Annotated in this window: 20 protein-coding genes and 1 riboswitch; of the genes, 18 read left to right on the forward strand and 2 right to left on the reverse strand. The window is 44.7% G+C overall.

Going from position 1 to position 21,957, the window contains the following annotated elements:
- Positions 1-24 precede the first annotated feature (24 nt).
- The 11 genes from yqeC (at position 25) to E4K68_RS02620 (ending at position 12,769) form a co-directional block, all read left to right on the forward strand.
- Positions 25-837, forward strand: a complete 813-nt coding sequence (gene yqeC / locus E4K68_RS02565; protein ID WP_135377150.1) for a selenium cofactor biosynthesis protein YqeC — start codon at positions 25-27, stop codon at positions 835-837.
- Complete coding sequence (locus E4K68_RS02570; RefSeq protein WP_135377151.1) at positions 819-1,487, forward strand: NTP transferase domain-containing protein; 669 nt, start codon at positions 819-821, stop codon at positions 1,485-1,487. Before yqeC ends, E4K68_RS02570 begins: the two co-directional genes overlap by 19 nt.
- 25 nt (positions 1,488-1,512) lie before the next feature.
- Positions 1,513-2,361, forward strand: coding sequence for a selenium-dependent molybdenum cofactor biosynthesis protein YqeB (gene yqeB, locus E4K68_RS02575; protein WP_135377152.1), 849 nt, complete (start codon positions 1,513-1,515; stop codon positions 2,359-2,361).
- A 153-nt stretch (positions 2,362-2,514) separates the two neighbouring features.
- A riboswitch (purine riboswitch) is annotated at positions 2,515-2,614 on the forward strand.
- 53 nt (positions 2,615-2,667) lie between these two features.
- A complete protein-coding gene (locus E4K68_RS02580) occupies positions 2,668-3,510 on the forward strand; it encodes an FAD binding domain-containing protein (protein ID WP_135377153.1) in 843 nt (280 codons plus the stop codon).
- Positions 3,507-3,974 (forward strand): (2Fe-2S)-binding protein, encoded by a 468-nt coding sequence (locus E4K68_RS02585; RefSeq protein ID WP_135377154.1) that lies wholly within the window; start codon positions 3,507-3,509, stop codon positions 3,972-3,974. Before E4K68_RS02580 ends, E4K68_RS02585 begins: the two co-directional genes overlap by 4 nt.
- Positions 3,971-5,236 (forward strand): molybdopterin cofactor-binding domain-containing protein, encoded by a 1,266-nt coding sequence (locus E4K68_RS21345; RefSeq protein WP_135377155.1) that lies wholly within the window; start codon positions 3,971-3,973, stop codon positions 5,234-5,236. The genes E4K68_RS02585 and E4K68_RS21345 overlap by 4 nt, the downstream gene beginning before the upstream one ends.
- On the forward strand, positions 5,233-6,243 hold the full coding sequence (locus E4K68_RS21350; RefSeq protein ID WP_135377156.1) for a molybdopterin cofactor-binding domain-containing protein: 1,011 nt from the start codon (positions 5,233-5,235) through the stop codon (positions 6,241-6,243). Before E4K68_RS21345 ends, E4K68_RS21350 begins: the two co-directional genes overlap by 4 nt.
- Positions 6,244-6,427: 184 nt before the next feature.
- Positions 6,428-7,792, forward strand: a complete 1,365-nt coding sequence (locus tag E4K68_RS02600) for an NCS2 family permease (RefSeq protein ID WP_135377157.1) — start codon at positions 6,428-6,430, stop codon at positions 7,790-7,792.
- A gap of 136 nt (positions 7,793-7,928) precedes the next feature.
- On the forward strand, positions 7,929-9,260 hold the full coding sequence (locus E4K68_RS02605) for a 5'-deoxyadenosine deaminase (protein ID WP_135377158.1): 1,332 nt from the start codon (positions 7,929-7,931) through the stop codon (positions 9,258-9,260).
- A gap of 124 nt (positions 9,261-9,384) precedes the next feature.
- On the forward strand, positions 9,385-11,121 hold the full coding sequence (gene ade / locus E4K68_RS02610) for an adenine deaminase (protein ID WP_135377159.1): 1,737 nt from the start codon (positions 9,385-9,387) through the stop codon (positions 11,119-11,121).
- Between the two features lie 580 nt (positions 11,122-11,701).
- Positions 11,702-12,769 carry an HD-GYP domain-containing protein gene (locus E4K68_RS02620; RefSeq protein ID WP_135377160.1) on the forward strand — a complete coding sequence of 356 codons (1,068 nt, stop codon included), beginning with the start codon at positions 11,702-11,704 and terminating at the stop codon, positions 12,767-12,769.
- 151 nt (positions 12,770-12,920) lie between these two features.
- On the opposite strand, the gene E4K68_RS02625 is transcribed toward E4K68_RS02620, so the two are convergent.
- Positions 12,921-14,882: a thioredoxin domain-containing protein gene (locus E4K68_RS02625; protein WP_135377161.1), complete on the reverse strand. Its 1,962-nt coding sequence runs from the start codon at positions 14,880-14,882 to the stop codon at positions 12,921-12,923.
- A gap of 37 nt (positions 14,883-14,919) precedes the next feature.
- Positions 14,920-15,081 carry a DUF255 domain-containing protein gene (locus E4K68_RS21585; protein ID WP_135377162.1) on the reverse strand — a complete coding sequence of 54 codons (162 nt, stop codon included), beginning with the start codon at positions 15,079-15,081 and terminating at the stop codon, positions 14,920-14,922.
- 325 nt (positions 15,082-15,406) lie between these two features.
- Between E4K68_RS21585 and E4K68_RS02635 the strand changes: the two genes are divergently transcribed.
- The 7 genes from E4K68_RS02635 (at position 15,407) to E4K68_RS02665 (ending at position 21,956) form a co-directional block, all read left to right on the forward strand.
- Positions 15,407-16,642 (forward strand): ABC transporter substrate-binding protein, encoded by a 1,236-nt coding sequence (locus E4K68_RS02635; protein WP_135377163.1) that lies wholly within the window; start codon positions 15,407-15,409, stop codon positions 16,640-16,642.
- Complete coding sequence (locus tag E4K68_RS02640; RefSeq protein WP_135377164.1) at positions 16,626-17,507, forward strand: sugar ABC transporter permease; 882 nt, start codon at positions 16,626-16,628, stop codon at positions 17,505-17,507. Before E4K68_RS02635 ends, E4K68_RS02640 begins: the two co-directional genes overlap by 17 nt.
- Before the next feature lie 22 nt (positions 17,508-17,529).
- A complete protein-coding gene (locus E4K68_RS02645; RefSeq protein ID WP_243450223.1) occupies positions 17,530-18,342 on the forward strand; it encodes an ABC transporter permease subunit in 813 nt (270 codons plus the stop codon).
- A gap of 93 nt (positions 18,343-18,435) precedes the next feature.
- On the forward strand, positions 18,436-19,521 hold the full coding sequence (locus E4K68_RS02650; RefSeq protein WP_135377166.1) for an ABC transporter ATP-binding protein: 1,086 nt from the start codon (positions 18,436-18,438) through the stop codon (positions 19,519-19,521).
- Positions 19,522-19,539: 18 nt separating this feature from the next.
- Positions 19,540-20,121, forward strand: coding sequence for a CDP-alcohol phosphatidyltransferase family protein (locus tag E4K68_RS02655; RefSeq protein ID WP_135377167.1), 582 nt, complete (start codon positions 19,540-19,542; stop codon positions 20,119-20,121).
- A gap of 112 nt (positions 20,122-20,233) precedes the next feature.
- Positions 20,234-20,938, forward strand: coding sequence for a TVP38/TMEM64 family protein (locus E4K68_RS02660; RefSeq protein WP_348982827.1), 705 nt, complete (start codon positions 20,234-20,236; stop codon positions 20,936-20,938).
- Entirely contained in the window at positions 20,931-21,956 is a 1,026-nt protein-coding gene (locus tag E4K68_RS02665) for a lysylphosphatidylglycerol synthase transmembrane domain-containing protein (protein WP_135377168.1), read from the forward strand. The genes E4K68_RS02660 and E4K68_RS02665 overlap by 8 nt, the downstream gene beginning before the upstream one ends.
- Position 21,957 lies beyond the last annotated feature (1 nt).

Genomic DNA, 21,957 nt, shown 5'->3' on the forward strand with positions numbered 1-21,957 from the left:
GCAAAAAAACTACAGGAGAAAAACATGGTTAGTTCATTAACAGGGCCAACTTCGGATTGGGCAAGCGGCGGTCTTTGGGATATGACAGAAAGGGTCCAGGTCATTACGTTCATTGGGGCCGGAGGAAAGACGACTTGTCTTCGATCTATAACTCAAGAAATTGAATCCGCAGGGCAGCTGGTCATTGCAACGACCACGACGAAAGTTTTTCCGGAGAAACATTTTAAAGCTTGGAGAAATCTTTTACCGCCGCTACAAGACCAAGAGAATGCATGCTTTTGGTATGCTAAAGTAGAGGATGAAAGCGGTAAATGGGTCGGTCCATCCATAAAAATGGTTAATGATGCCCTTGCTAGAGATCTCCTTTCTATACCTAAACGTTTTTGGGTAATCGAAGGTGATGGGGCCCGTGAGCGCAAGTTGAAATGCTGGGGTCCCCATGAACCTCAAATCCCTATGTTCACGAAATGTGCAGTTTTGGTTGTTGATCGTGGCTTATGGGGAGAGATCCTTCAGGAGACTCAAGTTCATAGGCCGGAGCGTTGTCAAGGTTTACTTGGGCAAGTTTGGAATGCGGAGAACGCTTGGAGTTACTTTTTGAAATCTCCTGTTTTCGCTCCCAGATATGGGCATTTGTCTTGGGTTATTCTTCTGAACAGTCCTGATGAATGCGCAGAAAACAAAGAATCAATGAGCCCGAAGGATCTACAAGAGCTTTGCCATAGGTGGGTGGGAATTCGGCAGGATTTGGACGAACAAAACCATAGACCTAAGCATTTGAGATTAGCCGCGGGGGATGCCAAGGGGGAAAAACTACAGTGGTTCGATTTGTGGTGATGGCGGCTGGCCTCGCTACCCGGATGGGAAAAGATAAACTTGCACTTCCTTGGAGAGAAACGACTGTGCTCGGTTATGTGCTTCAAACGGTGCTTGAGGCTTTCGAGGCACTTAAGCCCCAAGATAAATCCTTTGGAGATTTATCCTCTTACTCGAGATTAACAGATATTCGAGTTGTAGCTAGATACCCGATAGAGACCTATTTGTCAGTGAAGGACATTAACAGGTTCCGCGCTTGTGGTGGGTTTTGGCTTAAAGTACCGAGTCCTAAACCCCTTGCAAAAACGATTTGCTTGGGTTTACAAGACTTGAACAACGAAGTTCAAGTGATTGGTTTCCTACCCGGCGATCAAGTAGGGATTACGGCACAAGGATTAGAAGCCTGTTTGCGACAGGTGATACATAATGTCCCAGATTTTCTAGTGCCGATTGCTGGTGATAAGACGGGGTCGCCTGTATTTTTCCATCGGAGATATGTTCAGGAGCTTTTGTCCCTCCGAGAGGAACAAGGGGGAAGAGAAGTCCTAAATCGTTACCCTGAACGATGGAGGATGTTCCCTGTTATAGAAAGTTCATTTCAAGATGTTGATACGCCAGAAGAATACCAGGCGTTATTGAAAACTCTTAACGGATCTGACGGTTATTGCTAGTTAACTTGGTAAGGAGAAACTACGGATGGTAAACAAACTTCTCATGAATGGACCAGTGATTCTCGTGCGCGGGGCTGGGGAACAAGCCTCAGGAGTAGGTTGGGTTTTGGCAAAGGCAGGGTTTCGAGTGGTGATGACAGAAGTAGCTAAGCCGCTCATGGTTCGTTGGCCGGTTTGTTTTGGAACGGCTGTTCCAGAAAAAAGATGGCAAGTGGAGGGGGTTTCGGCTTGCTATGTCGAGAATTCCATTGTGGATTGCGAAACTGCTTGGAAAGCAGGGGAAATTCCAATTTTGGTTGACCCTCATCTTGAAGCCCTCTCTAAACTCAATCCTGTTGTCTTAGTTGATGCTATCATGGCCAAACGAAACTTAGGGACAAAGAGAGACATGGCTCCACAGACCATTGGTTTGGGGCCTGGTTTTACAGCGGGAGTTGATGTCGATCTCGTCGTTGAAACTAACCGTGGGCATTATTTGGGCAAACTCATTTATGCTGGGGCGGCACAACCTAATACTGGCACGCCTGGGGTAATAGCGGGGTTTTCTCGGGAGCGGGTTGTCTATTCGCCCAAGGCTGGAATCTTCAAAGCTAAGCGGGACATTGGAGAACAGGTTTCAGCAGGAGATAGTTTGGGTGAAATTGATGACGGGGTAAGATCTGAAAAAGTTCTTTCTACCATTGATGGTACATTAAGAGGGTTATTAAGAACCAATACTTGTATCCCTGCAAATGTTAAAATAGGAGATATCGATCCCCGAGGGCATCAGGAATATTGTTGGACTGTTTCAGAGAAAGCTCGTGCTATAGGGTCGTCGGTTTTGCTGGGAATTATGGAAAGCGGAATTCTGAGCCCGCCGATTCTCAGAGTATAGAAGATACTCAAGTGATCGAGTTGAACTAAAAGCCTTTATTTTTGAATAAAATACCAAGTAGTGATAAAAATTCTATAAATGTAAATTAATTTATTATCGAACTTAGTAGGAAAATGCAGATTAATGACGAATAAGTATAGTGTTAAGAAAAAAGTGAATAGTCTAAAGTATACTCATATATCCTTGATAATTGGATCAAGGGTTTCTACGAGGCAACCGTAATTGCTTCTCTATGAGCCAGGAATGGTTTATGGGGTATTGTGATTGCGGTTGCTTTTTGTGTGTTTACTATGAGGGGGTGGGAGAATGAAGTATTATCAACCGCGGAGTGTAAGTGATGCTCTTGAAATAGCACAGACATCTGAGGGGACTTTTTTGGCAGGAGGAACTGATCTCGTACTCCACATGCAAACTGGTAAAGCTCAGCCGTTAGGTCTTATCGATCTAGGGAAGATATCAGAACTCAGTGAAATCAAGGAAACTGATGGGTATTTGGATATTGGTAGCATGGCAACCTTCGCTGACATGGGACGGAGTGAACTCGTTTTGAGGAATGCTTCTGCCCTATGGCTGGCTTGTCAAACTATGGGTTCTCCGCAAATTCGGAACCAGGCGACATTGGGTGGAAACTTAGGTAATTGCTCGCCCGCTGCGGACGGATTACCACCGTTACTTGCGTTGGGAGCGGAAGTTCATCTCATTTCAAAGAAGGGTGATGAGGTCGTTTCGCTAGAGACCCTATTGAGTCGCTCGCCCCTTCTTGCACAGGAGACCCTCATTCGAGGATTTCGTATCCCCCTAAAAGGCTTAAAAAGTGGGTTTGCCAAACTGGGACGACGTCAGGCTTTAGCCATTGCTCGACTGAGTGTAGCCGTAGCCGTTGAAATGGATGGGTCGAAGGCAGGGAATGTTCGTGTTGCCTTAGGCGCGGTGGGCAGACGTGCTTTCTTGAGTGAATCATTTTCTCAGAAATTAAGCGACGGGGAATTAAATGGGGTCTGGATCGAACGAGGGGTTGAAGAAGTTCAAAGGGTTGTCCGGGAGGCCCTTGGGGCACGTGCGTCAGCACAATATAAACGAGTAGCAGTGTCTGGAGTCTTTCGTGAGGCTGTGTCGACGCTTATTTCGGAGGGAGGGAAAAAGGCATGATAGACATTCAACTTGTTGTTAATCAGAAGACCTATAACTTGAACATTGACCCGAGTGAACGTTTATTGGATGTCTTACGCACTCGCTTAGGGCTTATGGGAACTAAAGAAGGATGTGGAGAAGGAGAATGTGGTGCCTGTACCGTGATCATTGACGGGAAAACCGTGAACTCCTGTCTTATTCTCGCAGCTCAGGCCGACGGGTGTGAAATCACCACAATCGAAGGGGTAGGAGATCGGCGCTCACCACATCCAGTGCAAAAGGCCTTTGTTGAAGTTGGGGCTGTGCAATGTGGTTTTTGTACTCCTGGCATGGTGCTTTCTGCGAAAAACTTACTTGACAAGAACTCACATCCTAGCCATGCCGAAATAGCTGTTGCCATGTCTGGAAACCTTTGCCGTTGTACTGGATATGATAAAATCCTGCGTGCCGTTAAATTGGCAGCTGAGGAGGGGGTAAGATGAACACAACCGTAGTGGGTTCCAGGGTTGTCCGAGAAGATGCGTGGGGGAAAGTTTTCGGGCAGACCAAGTTCCCGGCTGATGTGAATTTGCCGGAACAACTTTATGGGGTGGTTGTGCGTAGCCCTCATCCTCATGCCCGAGTTCGAGGAATTAATATCGAAAAGGCGATGGGCTTAGGCGGTGTGGTGGCAGTATTGTCGGCAAAAGATGTCCCACATAATTCGCACGGCGTGCTTTTTCGTGATCAGCCTGTCTTAGCAGATTATGTGCGCATGGTCGGAGACCCAGTAGCCGTGGTTGGGGCTGAAACCTTGGAAATTGCCAGAGCTGCGGCGAAACTTGTCGAAGTGGATTATGAGGTGTTGCCCGCGGTGTTTAATCCAGAGGAGGCCATGATGCCTGACGTACTCCCTCTTCATCCAGATCTTCGCCCAACGAATGTCCTCTTTCATATGCCGATTCGTCGTGGAACGATGGAAGAGGGCTGGGCCCTAGCTGATGTGGTGATAGAAAAAGACTACAATACGCAACACGTTGACCATGCCTTTTTGCAACCAGAGGCAGTGCTAGCCTATGTAGATGAACGCGGACATATGGTGGTGCAAACTGCAACCCAATATGCTCACTATGATCGTGGGGAAATCGCCCACGCTTTAGGTCTACGCTTTAGCCAGGTCCAAGTTAAAACTTTGGCTGTAGGAGGGGCTTTCGGAGGGCGTGAAGACATCTCTCTCCAGATCATAGCAGCTTTAATGGCTCAGACGACGCTCAGACCGGTAAAAATGGAAAACACCAGGGAAGAGTCATTTTATTCTCATTCCAAGCGTCATCCCATGCGGATGCATTATAAAACAGGTGCGACGAAAGAGGGTAAACTAGTGGCGATGGAAGCCAAAATTATCGGGGATGCAGGCGCTTATGCTTCGTGGAGTATTAATGTTTTGCGTAAATCGGCGGTTCATGGTACCGGACCGTATGTAATCCCGAATGTTTCCATTGATAGCTATGCAGTGTTTACCAACAACCCCTTTACAGGAGCAATGCGGGGGTTTGGAGCGGCTCAAACCGTACTTGCGTACGAGAGCCAAATGGATCTTTTGGCAAAGGAACTAGGGATTTCTCCTCTTGAAATTCGATTGCGCAATCTTTTTAGGGTGGGAAGTACGACGGCCACTGGACAGGTGCTCACTGGTAGTGTCCCTCTTGACCAGTGTCTAGCAAAAATCGCACCTTATCTCCAGAGAGGGGAGGGTACTGTATGAAAAAACGGGGAATCGGTTTAGGCTGTGCATGGTACGGAACGGGTTATGGAAACGGCTTTCCGGATGTTTCTAGTGCCTTTGTGGAAATTCATGACGACGGCTCGGCGACGGTACTGACCGGGGCTGTTGATGTGGGTCAAGGAAGTAACTCGATCTATGCTCAAATCGTTGCAGAAGAACTTGGTCTTCAAGCTCAGGATATCTGTGTCTATTCAGCCGACACAGATGCGACGCCGGATTCGGGGACGACGGCAGCAACTCGGCAAACCTATAACACAGGGAATGCAGTACTGAAAGCAGTTCGTCAGGCGAAAGTTCGTTTATTGGATTATGCAGCACACAAATTTTCTTGTCCGACTTCGGAAGGAATCGAATTAAAAGAGGGCTTTATCGGGGTTAAGGGTGATCCTACCCGCCGGATGTTCTTGGCTGACATGGTCTTTCAGGCTCGTATAAATGGTGAACGGTTTATCAGTGCAGAGAGTTCGACTGCGCGTTCGACCCCGGTTGATCCAGAAACCGGGCAGGGGGCTCCCTACTGGCCTTATTCTTTCGGATGTCAGTCGGCCGAAGTTGAGGTCGATACCGAAACAGGAATTGTCCGTGTTCTAAAAGTCGTTGCAGTTCATGATGTTGGAAAAGCCTTAAATCCTACACAAGTAGAAGGGCAAATTGCAGGTGGGGTAGTCCAAGGAATTGGGTTCGCTTTGCTTGAGGAACTGGAATTACAAGAGGGAAGAATTAAAAATCCTGCCTTTTCCAGTTATTTGATTCCCACGGCCTTAGATGTGCCTAATATAGAAGCCTTCTTCGTAGAAGAGGCAGAGTGTACGGGCCCTTTTGGAGCAAAGGGGCTTGGCGAGCCTGCTATGCTACCAACGGTCGCAGCCGTAATCAATGCGATCGATGACGCTGTGGGAGTAAGGATCACGTCTTTACCAGCGACTCCGGAAAAAATTCTACAAGCGCTAGCAGAGATGAAACAAGGGAGGGATACAGAAAACTAAACTGTGTAAACTAGGGAGAAGCTAGAAGACAATAAGTAGAAACCTAAAAGTAAACTGAATATGGCACGTCAAGTTAAGTCGACTATCTGAGTGGAACTCAGGCGCACAAGAACATATTCTTGTTATTCGCAAATTTGTTCGGATACAGGGATGATGTGGGGAAATTATTTTGGGGGGGCTGTGCATGTCAACGATGCCAAAGAATATGCCACCGGCAAGTAATGCCAATGGCTTATTGGAAAAAATCTTTCATTTATCGGAATTAGGGACAAACGTACGGACTGAAATTCTCGCGGGCATCACCACATTTGTGACCATGGCCTATATTCTTTTTGTTAACCCGAATATATTGAAGGATGCTGGAATGCCTGTGAATGCGACGTTTGCTGCAACGGCTATTGCTGCAGCGGTCGCCACATTGATCATGGGTGTGTATGCAAACTATCCGATCGCCTTGGCTCCAGGCATGGGGCTTAATGCGTTCTTCACGTATGCTGTAGTACTTGGCATGAAGCTTCCTTGGCAAACTGCACTTGGAGCAGTCTTCATCTCTGGCTTTGTCTTTTTTCTAATGACCGTAACAAGGGTTCGGGAATGGATTATCGAAGGAGTTCCTCCGGTGTTGAGGCTCTCTATCGGGGTCGGGATTGGTCTGTTTATTGCTTTTATTGGACTAAAAGATGGGGGTCTAGTTGTAGCGGATCCAGCAACGTTTGTCGCACTTGGTCACATGAAATCTCCTGGTGTACTTGTGACTGTTTTTGGCTTGATTGTGACAGGATTTTTAATGGCGAAGCGAGTCAAGGGTGGCATGTTGATCGGAATTTTCTTCACCACAATTTTCAGTATGATTATGGGCGTTTCTCCGCTTCCAACAGGGATATCCAGTTTTGTCAGTCCTACTAATCCTATTGCAGCAATCGCGCCGATCGCGTTCCATTTGGATATTATGGGTGCTTTTAACTATGGCCTAATTTCAATTCTCTTTGCTTTTACGTTTGTAGATTTATTTGATAATATTGGCACACTGCTCGGAGTTTCCCGTAAAGCTGGCCTTCTGGACGAGAAAGGGAATTTACCACGTGCCGGTAAAGCTCTGATGGCGGACTCAATTGGGACAATGTTTGGGGCTGCTATGGGGACCCCTACGGTGACCTCTTACATCGAGAGTGCATCTGGTGTATCCGAAGGTGGCAAAAGCGGCTTGACTGCAGTGACAGTCGCAGCTCTCTTTGCAATCTCGATTATCTTTGCACCACTAGTTGGCTTGATTCCCGGACAAGCGACTGCACCTGTTCTTATTTTAGTGGGTGTTTTGATGATGAGCGAAGTAACTCAAATTAACTTTGAGGACTTTACAGACGCTTTTCCAGCCTTTATGACGATAGTCATGATGCCTTTAACGTTCTCTATTGCTCAAGGTTTAGCATTTGGATTTATGTCTTTTACAATTATTAAATTAGTTACTGGAAAGCACAAGGAAAACAATGCTGTCACATATACTTTAACGGTCCTATTTATCATTCACTTTATACTCGGTGGCGGTTGATCTAACCCTATAAATGTCTTAGAGAGATATGTGCTAGAACGCATTTCTCCCAAAAGTTTCTGTAGGGGCAATTCACGAATTGCCCCTACTTATGAGGAAAAAGCCCTTCGCAAGAAGGGAAAGGGTGGGAATAGATATGCTTACTCTTTTTAAGAATGCTAAGATTGTGACTATGAATGCACAACGAGAGATTATTCAAGGAGATTTACTAGTCGATGGGTCTCAGATTGTGGCGGTGGGAGGAGTTATTGAACAACAGGCAGATCAAGTGATCGACCTCCGTGGTGATTTACTGATTCCCGGTTTGATTCAGACTCATATTCATCTCTGCCAGACTCTTTTTCGGGGACAGGCGGATGATTTGGAACTTTTGGATTGGCTTAAACAACGTATTTGGCCGCTAGAAGGCGGTCATGATTCTGAATCCTTAAGCGATTCCGCATTACTCGGAATTGGAGAATTGTTCCTTGGAGGGACTACGACGATCGTGGATATGGAAACCGTGCATCACACGGAACATGCTTTTGAGGCTATCCTCTCCAGTGGCCTGAGGGCTTTGGCGGGAAAGGTAATGATGGATGATCCGAATGGAGATATTCCACGTTCTTTGCAGGAGACGACGGAGGATTCTTTGCAAGAAAGTGTGGACTTATATGAGAAATATCACGGGAAAGGAAATGGGCGACTGGAAGTTGTTTTCACGCCTCGTTTCGTTATTTCCTGTACCGATACGTTATTAAAAGAAGTTTCGCGAATTGCTCGTGGGAAAAATGCCTTTGTGCACACTCACGCTTCAGAAAATCGAGGAGAAATCCAGCTTGTAGAGAGCACTCGCGGAATGCGCAATATCATCTATTTAGATAAGGTTGGCTTAACCGGCCCGAAGCTTATTCTTGCTCACTGCATCTGGCTGGATGAAGCGGAAAAAGAAATCCTGGTTCAGAGTAAAACAAGGATCTCCCATTGCCCTTCTTCAAATTTGAAACTGGCTTCAGGGATCGCGCCGATTCCGGAACTTATTTTGCGCGGGGCAGAGATTTCCCTAAGTGCAGATGGAGCTCCTTGTAGTAATAACCTAGATGGGTTCAGGGAGATGCGCCACGCTGCCTTGATTCAAAAACCGTTGCATGGACCGACGGTAATGCCAGCCCAAAAGGTCTTTGAACTTGCAACCCTTGGTGGTGCTCGGGCCATAGGACACGAACATGATCTTGGAAGTTTGGAAATCGGGAAAAAAGCGGATTTGGCAGTTGTTAGCTTACAGGGTTTACACACTTGGCCTAATGAACACGTTGATGTCTATTCACAGTTGGTGTATCAAGCGACTTCATCAGATGTGCGTCTCACAATGGTAGATGGGCAAATCGTGATGCAAGATCGGCAGCTTTTAACGATCGATGTACCGCGGCTCAAAGAAAGCTCGACACGCAGTATAAATCGAGTGATGAAGAGGGTAGGACTCCTGTAAGAGATTTTCAACTTGTTGCACATTGATAGGGAGGAATATGGACAGTTCGTGACTTGCATGAGAATCAAGGAAATAGGCAAGTTAAGAACTGTCCTTATCTGTATTCGGAGGGAGTAAGAAGTAAATGTCGAGTTTTAAGCAGAGGATGGATGAAGCTCGAGGGCTTGTGAAAATTGACCTAGTACTGAGAAGGGCGAGGTTGGTCAATGTTTTCTCGGGTGAAATTCACGAAACGGAAATCGGGATTCATGAAGGGAATTTTGTCGGTATTGGGTCATTCAAAGAAGCGGAGACAGAAGTTGACTTGTGTGGAAACTATGTTGTTCCTGGACTGATCGATGGGCATGTTCATATTGAAAGCTCTCTTCTCTGTCCTGAGGAATTTTGTTCGCTCCTTCTTTCCCATGGAGTAACTACGGCTGTGGTGGATCCCCATGAGATTGCCAATGTTTTAGGGGTCAAAGGCATTCGTTACATACTTGACAGTGTCGACACATTACCCTTTAACACGTTTGTAGCCCTTCCCTCCTGCGTTCCAGCAACAGAGCTGGAGACTTCCGGGGCTCATCTTGGAGCTGCGGATTTAGCTGAATTTATTGCGGATCCAAAAGTAATAGGACTTGGAGAAGTAATGGATTATCAGGGAGTCATCGAAGCAAAACCAGACATGGTGGAAAAGTTAGAACTTCCTGTGATGTTCAAGGATGGTCATGCTCCAGGAATATCTCCCCAGGATTTAAATGCGTATTATAAATCTGGGATACATACCGAACACGAATGTTCTACGGTGGAAGAGGTTAGAGAACGTCTACGGCGTGGGTTTCATGTTATGCTTCGAGAGGGAAGCGCTGCCAAAAACCTTTTGGACCTTTTACCGGCTGTGACGTCGGAAAATTCAGGACAGTGCCTCTTTGTGACAGATGATCGTCATCCAATAGACCTTATCCAGGAAGGAAGCGTCGACCACCTTGTCCGCCTCGCCATTGAGGCTGGTATTGATCCAATACGAGCAATCCAAATGGCGACGATTAATGCGGCGCGAGCAATTGGGCTTCCTCGATTGGGTGCAGTGGCTCCCGGGTATCAAGCGGACTTCGTTATCCTAAAAGATCTTAATCGATTTGACATCAAGGAAGTCTATTGGCGTGGGGTAAAACAAAGTGGGAGTGATGTTAGTAGGAGAGAACGTCTGCGATTTCCACGCTTCAGTATAGCGGGGTTAACCGAGAGTGTTAATCTTGGTAACTGGTCCGATAATAAACTCAAAGTCTCAGCTAGAGAAAAGGAAGCGAATCACGCCAAAGTTCAGGTAATTGGGGTTAAGGGGCATTCACTGGTGACGGCAGCCTTGTCGCGGAAACTTCCGGTAAAGAATGGGTTTGTTCAGACAGACCAGGCACAGGGAATCGCAAAAATTGCGGTGCTCGAACGGCATCATGGGACCGGGAATGTCGGCGTCGGATTTGTTGAAGGCCTGGGGTTGGAAAAAGGAGCTATTGCTTCAACGGTTGCTCACGATTCTCACAATCTGGTCGTCGTAGGAATGAGTGATGAGGAAATGAATCTTGCGATTCAAACCTGCGCGGAAATGGGTGGCGGACTTTGTTTAGTCGATGGAGATCATGTGATTGGGAAGTTGCCTTTACCGATTGCCGGTCTTATGACAGATCAGGAGGCTGAACCAGTTACTCAAACCCTGAATGAGTTACATGAGAAAGCACATCTTCTGGGAATTAGTGAAAGTGTGGATCCATTTATGACACTGGCCTTTCTTTCACTACCGGTGATTCCTGAGTTAAAGTTGACAGATTTAGGGTTAGTCGATGTAGATCGCTTTCGATTGACAGAGACTGTCTTGTAGCTGCGGTACTTGGTTCCGCAGTGGGACTAGGAAACATCTGGAAATTCCCATATGTTATTGGGCTAATGGAGGGGCTGCTTTCATACTGGTATATCTGCTCTGCCTTGCTATGGTCGGCATACAAAAGCGAATGCTGACGGAGCGTTCAAAGCATTGGAACCTCATCGACCTTGGTATTGAGTCGGTAGTGCAGGGGTGTTAAGCGCCTTCCTAATTATGGATTTTTACACAACAGTTGCTGGTTGGGTATATTCCTACATTTTTAAGGCAGCTGGAGGAGCTCTTCTTTCGACCAACCCGGAGGAAACTTCCCCTGTTTTCAAAACACTTGTGTCAGTGTGTTGGTGAACCTTTGAATACGTTGTACCGATTGCTATAGCCTTTGTACTTTTAGCTGGTCTAAATATTATTTTTTTTAATAAATGTACTATAGGTTGACTAGGGGTTTAGAATAGGACTAAAGGGAAAATTTCAAGGACTTGGGTATTTGGAGAAGGTTATTCAATATATTTTGACGAATTATACAGATTCGTAGGGAGGGACTGGAACAGACATTAACTTAAGATAGGGTGAAGGATTCATGCGTTTGGTAAACATACGTTATGTTGAGGAAGGATCAATTTTAGCTCGACAAGTGATCAATTCTTCTGGTATGGTTTTATTACAAGCAGGGGTTCGCTTGACGGCATCATATATTGGACGTTTAAAGACTATGGGGTATGACGTCTTGTTTATTCTGGATGATCGGCTGGATGATGTAGAATTTCAAACGGCAATTACTGCTCAAACTCGAGAGGCCGCCTATCATACTATTGAAAAAGTCAGCAAATACATCGAAAGTGGTCAAGAAGATGCCCTAAGTGTGGAAAATATTCGCAAGACCATTCAGCAGATGATTAACGACTTGTTATTCAGTGCGGATATATTGGGAAATTTGTCAGAGATACAGGGATATGATGACTATACTTTTCATCATTCGGTCAACACAACTATACTAGCCCTTGTCTTAGGAATTGCATCTGGATATTCAGAACCGAAATTAATCGAGCTTGGCATGGGTGTTCTCATGCATGATATCGGAAAGATAAAAGTCCCAGAGTACATTCTGAACAAGAAGACTCCACTGACAGAAGAAGAATTTGGAGAGATCAAGCAACATGCGACATATGGGTTTGACATACTTCGTAAGAACAATGATTTAAGTTTGCTTTCTTCTCATATTGCCTTTCAACATCAGGAAAAATGGGATGGGTCTGGTTATCCGAGAGGACTCAAGGGAAGCGAAATTCATGAGTACGGAAGATTAGCTGCAATTGCGGATGTGTATGAAGCATTGACGAGTAAACGAGTTTACCGAAAGGCCGTCGAGCCTAATGATGCTTACGAATATATTGTTGCTCAGTCAAACTCACATTTTGATCCACAAATGCTAGAGATATTTAAAAAACATATTGCCGTTTACCCATCTGGCTCTGGAATTTTATTGAGTAACGGGCAAAGAGGAAATGTTGTAAGACAAAACTCCGCTTTCCCGAATCGTCCCTTTGTGAGGATGCTTTACGAAAAAGAAGAAGAGTTAGTTTCTCCAATCGATTATAATTTGGCGGAAGTACCTTCTCTTATGATTGTCGCCGTGGATAATCGCTAGCTTAGCAATAGTGCTTTTTGCAGTGAAATCGTGAATTATTATGGATGATAAGGGCCTAAATGAATGAGGAGTAATTTGGAATATCAAATGCTAAGAGTAAGAAACAAGCTCACCCAATGGGGAAGCTTGTTTCTTACTCTTTTTATTATTCTTAGGAGTTTGTCAAGAGAGTCTCGAATTCTCCGATCTGCTGAACGGGACGTTGACAGGTAAAGTTCTGGCACAGATAAGCTGTAGTATGACCGGGTTCAAGGGGGTAATCTTGGACCCAAGGGACAATCTCGGTAAGGCTTCCTTCTTGGTAAAGAACAGAAGCATATGGGCGGAATGTGGAAAAGAAGAGTTGCCGCATTTTGGGCAGTTGGGCTGAATCAAGAGAACCCGCTAGAATCAATTCCTGACTGGGATGAAGGGCAAACTGTAGGGCTTGAAGAAACGCTGTGTAACCAGAGGGATGTTCTTCGAGAACAGGGCGGAAATCCAGAAGTAGTTGTTCCGCTTTTTTTTCCCAACGTTCTTCACCTGTGAGTCGCGCTAATCGAAGAAGGTTGAGCGCAGTAATCGAATTGCCAGAAGGAAGTGCTCCGTCGTAACTCTCTTTAGGGCGGAAGAGAAGTTCTTCGGCATCTGACCCGGTTAGATAATACCCTCCACCTTCTTCATCCCAAAAAAGCCGTTCCTGTTCCTCTTGAAGTTGAAGTGCGGTTCGGAGGTATTGTGGCTGACCAATAACAGAGTAAAGCTCTAGGAGCCCTGCTATAAAAAAGGCATAATCGTCCAAGTAACCTGGGTAGGCTGCATCCCCGTCTCGGTAACGAGCCAAGAGGCGTCCATCACTACGCAAAAGGTGGGTGAGAACAAACTTCACTGCTCTTTCTGCAGCTTCTAAATAGCTCTTGTTTCCAAGAACTTGTGCACCTTTCGCCAAAGCAGAGATCATCAGCCCGTTCCAGGCTGTCAAAATCTTATCGTCTTTATGAGGGTGGATCCGCTTCTCGCGTATGGTAAATAAGGTTTGGCGTGCCTCTTCCAGGGAATGTAGAACCTCATATTCGGAGAGGGAGTTGTCAAGTGCGATTTTCCCTAAAGAGCCAAGTAAAAGGTTGGGAATATTTTTCCCTTCAAAGTTACCTTCGGGGGTAATGTCATAAACCGCACAGTACCTCTCTGCTGTCTCTTTGCCTAGTGCGGCTTCTATCTCATCGGGGGTCCATACATGGAATTTTCCTTCCAAGCCCTCAGCGTCAGCATCTTCCGCGGAGTAGAAACCGCCTTCAGGGGAGGTCATGTCTCGAAGGACATAGGTGAAGATTTCTTGTGCTAGTTGTGCATCTTTAGGATGATGTCCAACTTGATGGCTTTCTAAGTAAGTTAAGGCAAGCAGTGCATTATCATAGAGCATTTTTTCGAAGTGAGGGACCAACCACTTTTCATCTGTGCTGTACCTTGCAAACCCGAATCCGACATGATCATAGATCCCGCCTTGAGCCATGCCATCAAGTGTTTTCCGGACTATCTCGAGCGCCTTGGCTTCTGGATGGTCTTGAGCATAGCGCAGGAGGAAGGTTAGGGTATGGGGTGTGGGGAATTTCGGAGCACGACCAAAACCACCGTAATGCTCGTCGAAGCTGTGGGCTAGAGTGGAGTAAGCTTTATCGATCAGCTGTGTTCCCCACTTTTTAATGGCGTCGGAAGCTAAGTCCTGGCCGTCTTTTAATGAGAGGTCGTCGATTGGGGAAGTAAGGGGCGTTACTTTTTTGGATTTATTGGGGACGGACCTTTGAGAATGAACAGCTGACATGATCCGTTCTGCAGACTCCCTTACTTTGGCCTCATCGGTGTTCCAGAGTGTTCCCACTTGTTCCAACAGCTCCATAAGACCTTGACGGCCGTAACGTTGGGTTTTTGGGAAATAAGTTCCACAGAAAAATGGTTTTTTCTCCTCCGTCATCAGGATAGTGAGCGGCCAGCCGCCTGACCCAGTGAGAGCCTGGCAGAAAGCCATGTACAAATGGTCAACATCAGGACGTTCCTCACGGTCAACTTTTATACAGACAAAGTAGCGATTCAGAATGTCTGCAACTTCCTGATCCTCAAAAGATTCTCTTTCCATAACATGGCACCAATGGCAAGTCGGTTTCTTGCACCAACTACGAATACCCAATAGATAAGAAAATTGGCTTGTTCTCTGCCTTTGCAGTTTCGAACGCTTCTTCTCCCCAAGGAAACCAGTTGACGGGATTGTTAGCGTGTTGGAGTAGATACGGGCTTTTTTCCTTGGTTAATCTATTGGGTGTTTTTGTAGTCGTCATGGGCAATCACCACCTTTCAAACAAGTTTACTTTAGTTATTATCTGGTAGCGCATTACTAATTATACACCACTGCCTTGACGATTACCCCACGAAGACCTACAACAAAAGTTCGTCACATAATTGAGTTTTATTTCATTGGCCCATAAAAAAATCGGATTTGAAGAACATAAAAATTCATTGAGAGAATGAGAACCTTCGTTTATAATAAGTAGGTAATAATCGATTGGGATAATGCGACGGTTATGAATTATCCTTTTCTGCTGTTAGTTACAGATTCTAATAAAGAAGGGTAGGCCATAAACCGTGCGAATAGGGAATTCTTCTGTGCTTCTAATCATTTTATCTATTTTTTTAGTCTTGACAGGCTGCTCACAAGTCCAGAAACGAAGTGATTCTTCTGCCGTACCGACAAATCTTCTGAAGGCTGATTGGAACGAGGTTTTAACACAGGCTAAGGGACAGACCGTTAATATGTATATGTGGGGTGGAAGTGAATCCATCAATCGTTACATGGATGAATGGATCGCCCCACGTTTAAAGAAGGATTACGGAGTTACCTTGAACCGTGTACCTGTCAATGATATTAACGATGTGATCAATAAGCTGCTTGCGGAAAAACAGGTCAACAAGACAGATGGCAGCGTTGATCTTATCTGGATCAACGGTGAAAATTTTAAAAATGCTAAAGAACATCAATTACTCTGGGGTTCCTTCGATAAGCAACTTCCTAATTTTAATCAATATATTGATGCTAATACACCAGATATTAAAGATGACTTCGGCTTGCCTACGGAGGGCTATGAAGCGCCATGGGGTAAAGCTCAGTTTGTCTTCATTTATGATTCCAATAAAATAAAGATTCCTCCGACTTCGATGTTACAGCTCGCTAATTGGGTTAAACAAAACCCAGGCAAGTTTACCTATCCTGCGCCTCCTGATTTTACAGGGAGCGCATTTGTACGTCATGCCCTATATGAAACAACAGGCGGCTATCAACAATACATGAAACCACTCGACTCTAAAACCCTCACACCTCAACTGACACCAGTCTGGGATTATCTTAAATCTATAAAGCCCTTTTTATGGAGGGAAGGATCAACTTATCCTGAAAGCTTAGCAAAATTAGATCAGCTTTATGCCAATGGAGAAGTCTGGATGACCATGGGATATGATCCAGCTAGGGCATCTAATGAGATTAAGAAGGGAACCTTCCCGGTGTCAACTCGTACCTTCGTGCTTGAAAAGGGGACCCTTGCTAATACTCATTATCTATCGATACCCTTTAACTCGACCCATCGAGCGGGGGCAATGGTTGCCATTAATTTCATGCTTTCTCCAGAAGCACAAATCGCTAAATTCGATCCCGTTAATTGGGGCGAAGATATGTCGTTGGATCTTAAGAAAATGTCCCCTGAAGACCAAAAACGCATCTCAGGTATCGACCGCGGAATTGCCACTTTGTCTGTCGGAGAATTGGCCAGTCATAGGCTTCCTGAGCTGCCAAGCGAATATGTCGACTTTCTTGACACTGGTTGGTTAGACTATGTGGCAAGAAAGTAAGCCTTATTGGCTTGTTCTACCCGCTGTAATTGTGATTATGATCTTGTTTTTTGGCGGTCTGATTGAGGGAGTGGCCCAAAGTGTCGGATACTTCCCCGCTGCGGGTCAATTTAATTTTTCTACAAACGCTTATCATAAATTATTAATCTCAAAGGATTTTTGGCTGGCGCTTTGGCTCACGTTGCGGATTTCTTTTTTATCCACTCTTCTAGCTGGGATTCTTGGTCTTGGAATCTCTCTTTTCTTTTTGCGAAACGAACGTAGGAAATCAAGGCTTCGTCTCTGGCTCCAAGGCTTGTGCAATTTGCCTTTAGTCATCCCGCATTTTGTCGGTGCCTATATAATGATGCTTCTATTGATGCAAAGTGGATATGTCTCACGGCTATGTTATTATTTAGGTTTGATTCAGCAACCCGAAGTGTTTCCCGTGTTAACGAATGATCCAACGGGCTGGGGGGTTATCTTAACGTATACGTGGAAAGAGGCCCCCTTTATAGCGTTGATGGTCTATCCGGTCCTTAGAAAAGTTTATTCTGATTGGCAGGAAGTAGCTAAGGTCTTTGGAGCAAAACCCTGGCAATTTTTTATCGAAGTATCCATGCCAATGCTTTTTCCAGCTTGGTCTTCAAGTTGCTTTATTGTGTTTTCTTTCACGTTTTCCGCTTTTGAAGTGCCGTATTTAATGGGGATTACCTACCCCAAAATGCTGCCGGTATTATCTTATAGTCTCTATACAAATGGCGGCTGGAACAGGATGCCAGAAGCAATGGCTATCAACGTCCTCTTGACGATCATTACCGCGTTTTTAGGGATACTTGCTTACAAGCTCAACCGAAGGTGGGGAACGCCGGGAAGGAGAAGTTGATGAAAAGTTGATGAATAAGTTAATGATGAAGAGTTTAAGAAGAACTCTGCGTATCCTGATAAGCCTGCTCGCTGTTTTGATCTTGGCACTACCGATTATTTCCTTACTAATAAATAGCTTTACATACGGTTGGCGATGGCCTGATCTATTTCCCCAAGCTTTTTCCTCTAGGGCTTGGAGTTATGTGTTAATACCGAGCTCGGGAACCTATAGGTCCATCGGGCTTAGCTTAGAAATCGCTTCGGCAGTAACAATCATAAATCTTCTAATGGGGATGCCGGCTGCCTTTGCTCTAGCTAGATATAACTTCAGAGGGAAGTTGCTGGTCGAGGGAATCATCTATGCGCCAATCATCATTCCCGCGTTTGTTTCAACCATGGGTATCCATATGACCTTTCTCAAGCTTGGTTTAACGGAGTCTAATATGGGTGTTATTTTAGCCCATTTAGCACCAACGCTTCCCTATATGATCAGAGCTTTAGTGATTAGCTTTCAGACGCTTGAGCCTTCACTAGAGGATCAAGCAAGATCGCTTGGAGCTGGCCGGTGGCAATGCTATTGGTATATTATTTTGCCGCATCTTGTTCCTGGGATTGTTGCGGGGGCCAGCTTAAGTGTCCTTATCTCACTGAGCCAATATATGATCACGTTCTTGATCGGAAGTGGGCAAGTGGTGACTCTAACGCTTCTACTGTTTCCGTTTATCAATGGTGGGGATCTTGCTATTGGCAGTGCTTATGCCCTTCTTTTCGCAGGGATGGCGGGTCTTGCCCTTTACGTCATGGGTTGGCTGCTTAAGCAATATTACGGTAAGCGACTACACTTTCATCTATAAATGAGATCAAATCAAAAAAGAACAATTTCACGTACCAGGCATTAATAACATCATACCAAACAGAACATTAAAGTGAGCCTTAAGGAGTAACACATGGATTATCTTCATTTAAAAGAAATAGAAAAGGGTTATTCCTCCTCCAACTCGGAGAATTTCTTCGAGCTGAACATTCCTGAATTAATCATTCAAGAGGGTGAGTTTTTCGCGCTATTAGGTCCTTCGGGCTGCGGTAAGACGACTCTACTTAAAGTGGTTGCTGGCTTGTTAAAGCTAGATAGGGGAGAAGTCTTTCTTAGAGACCAATCTATCACCCAAGTCCCAGCTGAAAAAAGAGGCTTTGGGATGGTTTTTCAACAAGCGTTGCTTTTCCCTCATATGACAGTTGAGGCTAACGTGGCTTTTGGTCTAAAGATGAAAGGTGTCTCTAAAGCGCCACGGCTGGAAAAGGCTCGGGAGTTGCTCAAAGCAGTGGGACTTTCCGGTTTTGAAGGTCGGTTTCCGCCAGAGTTAAGCGGAGGGCAGCAACAGCGTGTATCCTTGGCAAGGGCCCTTGTGACATGTCCAAAAGTGCTATTAATGGATGAACCTTTTAGTTCCCTTGATCCAGAATTACGAGACGAAATGCGGAATTTGGTAAAACGATTACAACAAGACTATAAGCAAACGACACTCTTCGTAACGCATGATGTTAATGAGGCATACATGTTAGCGGATAAGATCGGAATTATGAAGAAGGGTCGTCTTTTACAAATTGGTAAACCCCAGGAACTTTACGAAAACCCTTATAGCCCAGAAATTGCTTTGTTTTTAGGTGCTAAAAATGTCATCTGCGGTCAACTTTCCCAGGGGGTCTTTCAATCGGGCCTTTTTAAGCTGAAGATTGCAGGAACAGAGGAAATCTACAAACAATCAGGTTGGATCGTACTTCGATCAGAGACTTTGCAGCTAACCAATGAAAGGGTTAGAGATAAGTTCAGAGAAACAAATGAAGAAACAATGCTCACGGGCATCGTCAGTCAATGTCTTTTTTCCCAAGGTTATTATTATTTGACAATGCAAATAGCGTCTCAAGCTATAAACGTTTGTTTCCCAGCTAATTTGAGCTCAAGGCCACGTTTAGGTGAAACTTTTGAGTTAACCTATGATCCACGTTCTATACATTTTATTCCCGAACATTAAATTAAAAAGGAGAGCGTTATGCTTGATACACACGCCAGAAAATATATCCAACCGTTGATTGATTGGACAGCAGATTTTCTTGATCGTTTCAATATTACGGCCAATCAGGTGACTAAAGCGGCTTTTGTGATGGGGATCTTTTCAGGAGTCGCCATACTGTTTAATCAACCAGTATTAGCAGTTGCTTTGCTTTGGTTCTCTGGCTTTTTAGATGCAGTCGATGGATCAATTGCCCGAAAACACAACGCTGCTAGCTCTTGGGGAACCTTGATGGACATTACGTTTGATAGACTTGTCGAACTTTCGGTAATCCTTGGGCTAGCTTGGCGCTATCCTGGAGTTCAGTTTTTACTACTTCTCTTAACTGCGGGAATCATTTTTTCGATGACGGTTTTTTTAACCGTGGGTGTCTTGACTGAGAAAAAGGGTATAAAATCATTTTACTACCAGGCGGGACTTGCAGAGCGTACAGAAGGATTTATATTTCTTTCGTTAATGTCGTTATTACCCGGATGGATACACGTGGTTACAGGTCTCTTCATGGCTGCTGTAACATTCACTGCAATACAAAGACTGTGGGAAGCGAAAAGGATATTATAGCCCATGGGTAACATTTCTAAATGCATAATTAATTTATTATTTGAATAGATAAGTTATAAGTTATATAATAACTGTGTTATGAATGATACCTAGGACTTAAGGAGGTGAACAATTGTCAATAGATAAGAAAAAAATCACAGCGGTAATCATCGTGGCCTTTTTGTTAATCTTCATTGTATTGTACCTATTAGTACCGTCGATAGCAGAACAACTGAATAAGTCATTTAATCTTCTTGCGCGTGCCGACATCAATGGAATGAGAACTTACTTAAGGGGTTTTGGTATCTGGGCCCCCATTGTTTCTATGGCTCTCATGGTTTTTCAGTCTCTAGCCGCTCCTTTACCAGCATTTGTGATAACCTTCGCGAATGCCTGGATCTTCGGTTGGGTTATGGGAGCTGTATACTCCTGGACTGGAGCAATGATTGGGGCTTCCCTCTGTTACATCATTGCTAAAGCGTTCGGTCGACCTGTTATTGAGAAAATGGTTGGCAAAAAGAGTTTGGAAACAACGGACAGCTTTTTCAAAAAGTATGGCAAGCATTCCGTTATGATTGCCCGATTATTACCCATCGTCCCTTTTGATATTATCTCTTACGCTGCGGGCTTAACGACTATGGGTTTTTGGGAATTTTTCTGGGCCACCGGCCTAGGACAATTGCCTGCGACCATCGTCTATTCCTGGCTTGGAGAGAATATGTCTCCAACTGCCAAATATACCCTCTGGGCTCTTTGTGGTTTTATCATACTCTTGGTTGTCAGTCTAGCCATCAAGAAAAGGTTTGATCAAAGGCTCGCTGGTGATAGTAATGCTTAACAAAAATCTAAAGTTGCTGCTTAGAATACTATTCTCCTTGATTCTTATAGGTTGGTTCATCAAGGCTATTGATTGGTCTCAAATTATCGTTATGCTCGTCGGGATAAAACTAAAATGGTTGGTCGTGGCTATAGTGTGGATCGTTTTAGCAATGGTTGTCAGTACCGTTAAGTGGCAAGTCATTACTAAAGCTCAAGGACTTAAAGTAAGTTTTAGCGAGCTGTGGAGAGCCTATTGGGTAGGGATATTTTTTAATAATTTCCTTCCTTCAAGCATTGGAGGAGATGCTCTGCGTATCCTTTGGGTAGCAAAGCTCAGTGGAGACTCACCTGGTGCAACCTCTTCCGTGGTCATTGAGAGGATTTTAGCGACGACAGGATTAGCCGTTTTAGGCCTCTTTGGTTGTATGCTTGTCGACAATCCTGATCAGAGACTAATTACTCTATTTTGCTTTCTCATTATTCTTACCCTTGCCTTATTAGCTTTGATCATGAGCGGGAGAGTTCCAAAATTTATACTGGTAAGCCAAAATAAAGTTTTTGTATTCCTAGTTGGAATGATTAGGCACGGGTTACGAGTTAAAGAACATCCTCTTTCCATCTTCAAAGCGTTTGTATGGTCGGTAATTTTTCAAATCTGCATCGTTGGAACGAATCACGCCTTATTTCAGGGTCTTTCGTTAAACATGGTCGATGTATTTAAGTCAATCTATGTTATACCTGCAACCTCAGTAGCATCAATGTTGCCTTTAGGAATCAATGGTTACGGCCTAAGAGAGGGAGCGTATGTTATGTTATTAACCCCTTTCGGAGTGCCAAAGGCTGGAGCTTTCAGTAGTTCTGTACTATTTGCCTTCTTAGTTAGCATTTGCAGCCTTTGGGGTGGTTGGATATGGTTGTTTTGGCGAAAAAAAGCAGCTTTTCAAATTCAAAAGGAAAAGAAATGTTTACTAAAGAAATCTGCATTAATGAGGGGAGAATTTAATACAAATGAAATTAATAACAAACAGAGTAGCTAAA

The organism is Desulfosporosinus sp. Sb-LF (assembly GCF_004766055.1).
GTDB lineage: Bacteria > Bacillota > Desulfitobacteriia > Desulfitobacteriales > Desulfitobacteriaceae > Desulfosporosinus.

Coding starts and splice junctions, on each gene's coding strand:
- yqeC (WP_135377150.1), top strand. CDS start 25: ATGGTTAGTTCATTAACAGGGCCAACTTCGGATTGGGCAAGCGGCGGT.
- E4K68_RS02650 (WP_135377166.1), top strand. CDS start 18,436: ATGGATTATCTTCATTTAAAAGAAATAGAAAAGGGTTATTCCTCCTCC.
- ade (WP_135377159.1), top strand. CDS start 9,385: ATGTCGAGTTTTAAGCAGAGGATGGATGAAGCTCGAGGGCTTGTGAAA.
- E4K68_RS02600 (WP_135377157.1), top strand. CDS start 6,428: ATGTCAACGATGCCAAAGAATATGCCACCGGCAAGTAATGCCAATGGC.
- E4K68_RS21345 (WP_135377155.1), top strand. CDS start 3,971: ATGAACACAACCGTAGTGGGTTCCAGGGTTGTCCGAGAAGATGCGTGG.
- E4K68_RS02605 (WP_135377158.1), top strand. CDS start 7,929: ATGCTTACTCTTTTTAAGAATGCTAAGATTGTGACTATGAATGCACAA.
- E4K68_RS02585 (WP_135377154.1), top strand. CDS start 3,507: ATGATAGACATTCAACTTGTTGTTAATCAGAAGACCTATAACTTGAAC.
- E4K68_RS21350 (WP_135377156.1), top strand. CDS start 5,233: ATGAAAAAACGGGGAATCGGTTTAGGCTGTGCATGGTACGGAACGGGT.
- E4K68_RS21585 (WP_135377162.1), bottom strand. CDS start 15,081: ATGACGACTACAAAAACACCCAATAGATTAACCAAGGAAAAAAGCCCG.
- yqeB (WP_135377152.1), top strand. CDS start 1,513: ATGGTAAACAAACTTCTCATGAATGGACCAGTGATTCTCGTGCGCGGG.
- E4K68_RS02620 (WP_135377160.1), top strand. CDS start 11,702: ATGCGTTTGGTAAACATACGTTATGTTGAGGAAGGATCAATTTTAGCT.
- E4K68_RS02580 (WP_135377153.1), top strand. CDS start 2,668: ATGAAGTATTATCAACCGCGGAGTGTAAGTGATGCTCTTGAAATAGCA.
- E4K68_RS02640 (WP_135377164.1), top strand. CDS start 16,626: ATGTGGCAAGAAAGTAAGCCTTATTGGCTTGTTCTACCCGCTGTAATT.
- E4K68_RS02645 (WP_243450223.1), top strand. CDS start 17,530: ATGATGAAGAGTTTAAGAAGAACTCTGCGTATCCTGATAAGCCTGCTC.
- E4K68_RS02665 (WP_135377168.1), top strand. CDS start 20,931: ATGCTTAACAAAAATCTAAAGTTGCTGCTTAGAATACTATTCTCCTTG.
- E4K68_RS02655 (WP_135377167.1), top strand. CDS start 19,540: ATGCTTGATACACACGCCAGAAAATATATCCAACCGTTGATTGATTGG.
- E4K68_RS02625 (WP_135377161.1), bottom strand. CDS start 14,882: ATGGAAAGAGAATCTTTTGAGGATCAGGAAGTTGCAGACATTCTGAAT.